We start from the raw sequence: 7,124 nt of genomic DNA, 5'->3' as shown, positions 1-7,124 counted from the left end.
GCCGTCGGTGTGGGGGCGGCGGCACCTGCTGCGGCCGGTCCACCTCGGCGTGGCGCCGGAGGTCGAGGCGGCGGTGGCGGCGATGCGGGCGCGCGTCGACCTGTCCGGTGACACCGACTGCGTGCTCGCCACCAGCAGCACACCGGGCGTGTCCGACGAGTGCTGGCGCGGGCCGGTCGCCCGGTACGTGTGGGACCTCACCGATCGCCGAGCCAGCCGCTGGATCGTCCCCTTCGGCGCGTCCGGCCGCCCCGGCGACCCGCACTTCGACGACCAGCTCCCCCGGTGGGCCGACGGCCGGCTGATCCCCGTGGTCACCGACGCGCGACAGCTCATCCCGACGACCGGAGACGAGGCACCATGACCTACCGCGAGGCGATCCCCGGCTTCGGCGAGCTGTCGCTCGTCGTGCTCGACCCCGGCGCCCACGCCGACCTGGTGCACGGCTGGGTCACCCAACCCCGGGCGACGTTCTGGGGCATGGGCTCGTGGACGGTCGAGCAGGTACGCGAGATCTACGAGTTCGTCGACGGACTGCCCACGCACCACGCGTTCCTGATCATGCTCGACGGGGCGCCGATCGGCCTGTTCCAGAGCTACCAGCCGGAGGCGGACCCGGTCGGCGAACGCTACGAGGTGCAGCCCGGCGACGTCGGGATGCACCTGCTCCTCGCCCCCGGCGACGACCCGCCCCGGGGACTCACCACCGCCGTCGCCCCCGCCCTGTTCCGCTCCCTGTTCCGCGACCCGGCCGCGCGGCGGATCGTCGCCGAGCCGGACGTCCGCAACGACCGCGCGCTGCGCCGGCTCCAGCGGGAGGGTTTCACCCTCGACGAGGAGATCGACATGCCGGACAAGCGGGCCAGATTGGCGTTCCTGACCCGGGCCCGTTTCGAGGCGGACCACCGGGCGCCGGTCTGACCGACCGCCGGGCCGGCGGCACGCGCGCGGCCGGCCCGGCGGTCGGTCGGCTACCTTAAGCGACTGGATCGTCCGACCGGACGGAAGGGAGCGGCACGTGCGCGAGGACTTCCCCCGGTCCGTGGCCAAGGAACTCGACGCGGCCGACCCGCTCGCCCACCTGCGCGACCGGTTCGTGATCGCCGACGACGACCTGATCTACCTCGACGGCAACTCCCTGGGGCGGCTCCCCGCGGCCACCCCGGAGCACCTCGACCGGCTCGTCCGTCAGGGGTGGGGTGAGCAGCTCATCCGCTCCTGGCCGACCTGGATCGACTGGGGCCGCCGGCTCGGCGACCGGCTCGCCACCCACGCCCTCGGCGCCCGCCCCGGGGAGGTGGTGGTCTCCGACTCGACCTCCGTGAACCTGTACAAACTCGCCGCCGCCGCACTCGACGCCGCCGGCGACCGCCGCACCGTGCTGGTCGACGCCGAGGAGTTCCCCACCGACCGGTACATCCTCCAGGGCCTGGCCGAGGCGCGGGGGCTGACCCTGCGGACGCTGCCGTCCGACCTCGACGAGGGGTTGCGGACCGACGAGCTGCGGGCGGCCCTGGACGACGACGTCGCGCTGGTGGTGCTCTCCTCCGTGGCCTACCGCTCCGGGGCGCTCCAGGACATGGCGGCGGTCAACGACGCCGCCCGGCGCGCGGGCACCGTGGTGCTGTGGGACCTGTCGCACGCCGTCGGGGCCGTACCGATCGAGCTGACCGCCACCGGCGCCGACCTCGCCGTCGGCTGCACCTACAAGTACCTCAACGCGGGCCCCGGCGCCCCCGCCTTCCTGTACGTGCGACAGGAACTGCAGGCGACGCTGCGCCAGCCCATCCAGGGCTGGTTCGGCCAGCGCGACCAGTTCACCATGGGCGCCGGCTACGAGCCGGCGCCGGACCTGGACCGGTTCCTGGTCGGTACGCCACCGATCCTCGCCCTCGCCGCGCTCGACCCGTCCCTGGACGTGCTCGCCGAGGCCGGGATCGACCGGGTACGCGCGAAGGGCCGCCGCCTCGGGCAGATGATCGTGGACCTGACCGACGCCTGGCTCACCCCGTACGGTTTCCGGGTCGCCTCCCCCCGCGACCCGGACCGGCGCGGCAACCACGTCTCGCTCCACCACCCGGAGGCGCTGCGGATCTCGCGGGCGCTGGCGGGTGACGGGCGGGTGGTCGCCGACTACCGCACGCCGGACCGGCTGCGCCTCGGCGCCGCGCCCCTCTACACCCGCCACGTGGACGTGTGGGACGCCATGAGCCAGCTGCGCGACCTCGCCGAGCGACGCGGCTGGGAACGGGTGCCGGGCGGCCCCTCCCGGGTCACGTGAGCGGGTGGTACGCGTGACCGCCCGCGCTCAGGTGACCCGGGTACGCGCCCACATCCCGGACCGGGATCGACACGGCGGTTCACATCGTGAATCCTCTATCTTCATGTCCACCGGGTCCACGAACGCCCCGCCACCTGCCGAGGTCACCGACCATGACCGGGCTCCCGCCGCCCCGGTCCACTTCTGGCGGGGCCGATGGCGTTGGCTGCGGCACGAGTGGACGCTGGCCGTGCTCGGTGGACTCCTGCTGGCGGTGGCGCTGACCTGGCCGACGATGCGGCATCCGGCGAGCACGATCCCCGGCGACATCGGTGATCCGACGCTGCAGGCGTGGCAGATGGCCTGGGCCGGGCACGCCGTGCTCGGCAACCCGTTCGGCCTCTGGAACTCGAACACGTTCTTCCCCGAGACGTACACGTACGCCTACAGCGACACCCTCCTCGGGTACGCCCCGGCGGGAATGCTCGGCTCGGGCTTCGAGGCCGCCCTGGTCCGGTACAACGTGATGTACGTGCTGCTGCACGCGCTGGCGTTCGTCGGGGCGTACGCGTTGGTCCGGCAACTCGGTGCGGGCCGGTGGGGTGGCGTGGTCGCCGGGGTCGCGTGGGCGTTCGCGCCGTGGCGCCTGGCGCACGCCGGTCACCTGAACATCCTGTCCAGCGGTGGGATCGCGCTGTGCCTGGCGATGCTGGCCCGCGGTCACGGTTGGTCGTTGCGGCACGGGTACCGTCCGGAGCGCCGGCGGCCGGGCTGGGCGCTGGCCGGGTGGCTGGTCGCCGCCTGGCAGATCAGCCTGGGCTTCGGCATCGGCCTGCCGCTGGTGTACGTCCTGCTGGTCACGGTCCTGGTCGGGATCGGCGCCTACGGCCTGTCGTGGTGGCGGCGACGGGAGCGGCCCCCGTTCGGGCGGCGGTTGCTGGCCGCGGATCTCGCCGGTGGGGCGGTCTTCGGCGCGGTGACGGTGCTGCTGGGCCTGGTCTACCTGCGCGTCGTCGACCTCAACCCCCAGGCCGAGCGGTCGCTGGCGTGGACGGAGAGCCTGTCACCGCCGCTGATCGGCTTCATCACGGCTCCGGCGGATTCGTGGTTGTGGGGCGAGCGGCACGCGGCGGCCCGGGAGCAGTTGTCCTGGCCGCCGGAGATGGCGTTGCTGCCCGGGATGACTCTGCTCTGGTTGGCCGTCACGGGGCTCGTCGTCTCGGTGTACCCGGTCCGGCACCGCGTCGCGTTGGGACTCGGCGTACTCGGCACGGTGCTGCTGGGCCTCGGCGCCACCCTGGGTGACGGCGATCCGGGCTACCTGACGCTGTCCCGTCACCTGCCGGGGTGGGACGCCCTGCGCACGCCAGGCCGGATGATGCACTGGACCAGCCTGTTGCTGGCCGTGCTGGCAGCGGGCACGGTGACGGTGCTCGCCGAGGCGGTACGGCGGTGGTCGACCCGGGGCCGGCTGCGGTTCCTGGCGTCGGTGGTCCTCCTGGTGCCGCTGGCCATGGTCGCGCTGGAGGGCGTCAACCGGACGCCGCATCCGGTGGTGCCGCCACCGCCGGCCGCCATGCGGGCGGCGGAGGAACCGATGGTGGTGCTGCCCGCCACCGGCGGCGCGTACGACCTGATCTTCATGCTGTGGACGACCGACGGCTTCCCCCGCGTGACGAACGGGCTGGCCGGGTTCGAGCCCGCTACCCAGGCGCAGACCAAGGCCGCGACGGCTGCCTTTCCCGATCCGGGCAGCGTAGCGTACCTGCGGAGCATCGGAGTGCGGTCGGTGGTGGCCCTGCCGGGCTGGGCCGCCGGGACGCCGTGGGAGGGCATCGCGGCCCGGCCGGTCGACGGCCTGGGCATCATCCGGGAGGAGATCGACGGTGTGCTGGTCTATCACCTGTGACGCGGCGGACGCGGGGCGTCGCGGCGCGGGCCGGGCGGGGTGAGCGCCATGCTCCTGTCCGTGGTGGTGCCCTGCTTCAACGAGGAAGCGTCGGTGGAACGCCTGCACGCGGCGGTGACCGCCGCGACCGCGGACCTGTCCGACGTCGACGTCGAGGTGGTCTACGTCGACGACGGCAGTGCCGACGGCACCCTCGTGGCGCTGCGCCGGCTCGCCGCCGCCGACCCGTCCGTGCGGTACACGTCGCTGAGCCGGAACTTCGGCAAGGAGGCGGCGATGCTGGCCGGCCTCGAGCGGGCCGCCGGGGACGCGGTCATCATCATGGACGCCGACCTCCAGCATCCGCCGCGGTTGCTGCCCGAGATGGTGGCGTTGTACCGCCAGGGCTTCGACCAGGTGATCGCCCGCCGGGACCGCCGTGGGGACCGGTTCCTGCGGATGGTGGCCTCGCGGTCCTTCTACCGGGTGGTCAACTGGTGGATCGACGTACGGCTGCTGGACGGGGCGGGTGACTTCCGGCTGCTCTCCCGACTGGCCGTGGACGCGGTCCTGGCGATGCCGGAGTACAACCGGTTCTCCAAGGGGTTGTTCTCGTGGATCGGGTTCCGGACGGTGGTGGTCGCGCACCGCAACGAGAGCCGACAGTCGGGGCGGAGCAGGTGGACGTTCGGCAAGCTCTTCAACTACGCGTTCGACGGGCTGCTGTCGTTCAACAATCGGCCGCTGCGGTTGGCGATCTACGGCGGCCTGTTCCTCACCCTGCTCGCGGTGGTCTACATGGCCTGGGTGGTCGAGGACGCGATCAGCCGGGGGATCGACGTTCCCGGCTACACCACCACCATCATCAGCGTGATCGGCCTCGGCGGCATCCAGATGACGATCCTCGGCGTGATCGGGGAGTACATCGGCCGGATCTACTACGAGACCAAGCGCCGCCCGCACTACCTGGTGCAGGAGACCGAGGACCTGGTCACGGAGACCGGGGAGCCGCCTCGGGTCCCCGCCCAACCGGCGGCGCGGTCGGCCGAGCGCTTCCGGCCGGGCGGGCCGGCCCGCGAGGACCTCGCCCGACACCGCTCGCTCCGTCGTGCCGCGGGTGAATCCGTCCAGCGGTGGGAGAGTTGATGCGCCTGCACGTGGGGTGCGCGATGTGGACGCACAGGTCCTGGCAGGGGCGCTTCCTGGCGCACCCACTGCCGGCGCACGAACGGCTGCGGGCCTACGCCGCCTGGTGCACCGCCGTCGAGGGCAACACCACCTTCTACGCCACCCCGTCCCGGGAGACGGTGGCGTCGTGGGCGCGGCAGACCGACCCGGACTTCCGCTTCGTGCTCAAGCTGCCGAAGGTCGTCACCCACGAACGTCGGCTCACCGGCGCCGACGAGAAACTCCGCGTCTTCCTGGACGCGATCGAACCCCTCGGCCCGCGCGCCCACGCCCTCTGGATCCAGCTTCCGGGCTCGTTCGCCCCCGCCGACGTGCCGGCGCTGGCCCGATTCCTGCGCGGGCTGCCCACCGACCACCGGTACGCCGTGGAGGTGCGCCATCCCGCCTTCTTCGACGACCCCCGGGCGGCGCGGACACTCGAGGAGACGCTCGCCACGGTCGACGCGGAGTGGATCCCCTTCGACACCACCGCGTTCTTCCGCACCCCGCCGACCAGCGACGCGGAGCGGGAGGCCTGGACCAAAAAGCCGCGTACGCCGCTGCGGACCGATGCGCTGACCGACCGGCCGATCGTCCGGTACCTGGGCCGGGACGATCCCGCGCGGACGGTCGAGGGCTGGCAACGGTGGCTCGACGTGGTGAGCGGCTGGCTGCGCGAGGGCCGCTCCCCCACGGTCTTCGTGCACACCCCGGACAACGCGGACGCGCCCGACCTCGCCCGCGACTTCCACCGGGAGGTCCGGGCGCGCCTGCCCGGGGTCGAGCCGCTGCCCGAGCCGACGCCGGTCGGGCAGTCGACGCTGTTCTGAGCGAACACCGGCCGGCGACGTGGCGGCTGGTGGCTCACCGGCAGCGACGGCCGGTAGTACGCTGCGCCTTCATGGGCATCTCCCACCATGGACGCACGGAACGTCTCGATCTCACCGACCCGTCGCTGCGCGAGTGGACGTGCCGGGTCGTGCACGTCGACCCCGACCGCGGCATCGTGCTGGACCGGTCCGCCTTCTACCCGGGTGGCGGCGGTCAGCCGCCGGACCACGGCGTCCTGCTGTGGCAGGGGGTGCAGACCCGGATCCTGGGCACCCACAAGGGTGACGACCTCTACCTGATCCCCGCCGAGGGCGATCCGGTGCCCCCGGTCGGCACGGAGGTGCAGGGCGCGGTCGAGGACGACCGGCGGACCATGCTGATGCGCACCCACTCCGGGCTGCACGTCCTCTGCGGCGTGGTGTTCCGCGACTTCGGCGCGCTGGTCACCGGCGGCAACATGGAGCCGGGCGAGGCCCGGATGGACTTCAACCTGCCGCAGGTCCCGGAGGGCTTCAAGTCGCTGCTGGAGGAGGCGGTCAACAAGGAGCTGGTGACCGACCGGCGGGTGTCGGTCCGGGTGCTTCCGCGCGCGGAGGCGCTGGCCATCCCCGACATCGTGCGCACCCAGACCAATCTGATCCCGCCGGACGAGGAGGAGGTCCGCATCGTCGACATCGAGGGCCTCGACGTGCAGGCCGACGGCGGCACGCACGTCGCCTCCATCGGTCAGGTGGGGCGGCTGCAGGTCGTCAAGGTGGAGAGCAAGGGAAAGCAGAACCGCCGGGTACGCATCCGCCTCGCCGCCTGAACCGACCTCCGGAGCGCCGTAGGCGCGGGAGGCGCCGTCGGACGGCTACCGCGACCTGGCCCGCCGGATCCGAGTCACGACGAGCAGACCGATGGCGAGCAGAGCCAGTCCGGATCCTCCGGCCAGCACGAGCGGAACGGGAACGCCGCCGCCGCGGTCGATGTCGTCGG

Annotated in this window: 7 protein-coding genes; all 7 read left to right on the top strand. The window is 72.9% G+C overall.

The window, feature by feature from the left end; genetic code table 11:
* A partial coding sequence (locus AB0I76_RS18860) for a penicillin acylase family protein (protein WP_357036816.1) occupies positions 1-364 on the top strand: 364 nt, incomplete at its 5' end.
* Positions 361-921 (top strand): GNAT family N-acetyltransferase, encoded by a 561-nt coding sequence (locus tag AB0I76_RS18855; protein ID WP_357036813.1) that lies wholly within the window; start codon positions 361-363, stop codon positions 919-921. The genes AB0I76_RS18860 and AB0I76_RS18855, both read left to right, overlap by 4 nt.
* Positions 922-1,018: 97 nt before the next feature.
* Positions 1,019-2,281: a kynureninase gene (gene kynU / locus AB0I76_RS18850; protein WP_357036810.1), complete on the top strand. Its 1,263-nt coding sequence runs from the start codon at positions 1,019-1,021 to the stop codon at positions 2,279-2,281.
* A gap of 103 nt (positions 2,282-2,384) precedes the next feature.
* Positions 2,385-4,169 carry a hypothetical protein gene (locus tag AB0I76_RS18845; RefSeq protein WP_357036807.1) on the top strand — a complete coding sequence of 595 codons (1,785 nt, stop codon included), beginning with the start codon at positions 2,385-2,387 and terminating at the stop codon, positions 4,167-4,169.
* A 39-nt stretch (positions 4,170-4,208) separates the two neighbouring features.
* Positions 4,209-5,294: a glycosyltransferase family 2 protein gene (locus AB0I76_RS18840; protein WP_357036804.1), complete on the top strand. Its 1,086-nt coding sequence runs from the start codon at positions 4,209-4,211 to the stop codon at positions 5,292-5,294.
* Between the two features lie 23 nt (positions 5,295-5,317).
* Positions 5,318-6,145, top strand: a complete 828-nt coding sequence (locus AB0I76_RS18835; protein WP_357036819.1) for a DUF72 domain-containing protein — start codon at positions 5,318-5,320, stop codon at positions 6,143-6,145.
* A gap of 71 nt (positions 6,146-6,216) precedes the next feature.
* Entirely contained in the window at positions 6,217-6,954 is a 738-nt protein-coding gene (locus AB0I76_RS18830) for an alanyl-tRNA editing protein (protein WP_357036801.1), read from the top strand.
* The last annotated feature ends 170 nt before the right edge of the window (positions 6,955-7,124 follow it).

Source organism: Micromonospora sp. NPDC049799 (assembly GCF_040656655.1).
Lineage (GTDB): Bacteria > Actinomycetota > Actinomycetes > Mycobacteriales > Micromonosporaceae > Micromonospora.
The sequence above is the reverse complement of the archived record's forward strand: the minus strand, read 5'-3'. Positions and strand labels throughout refer to the sequence as shown.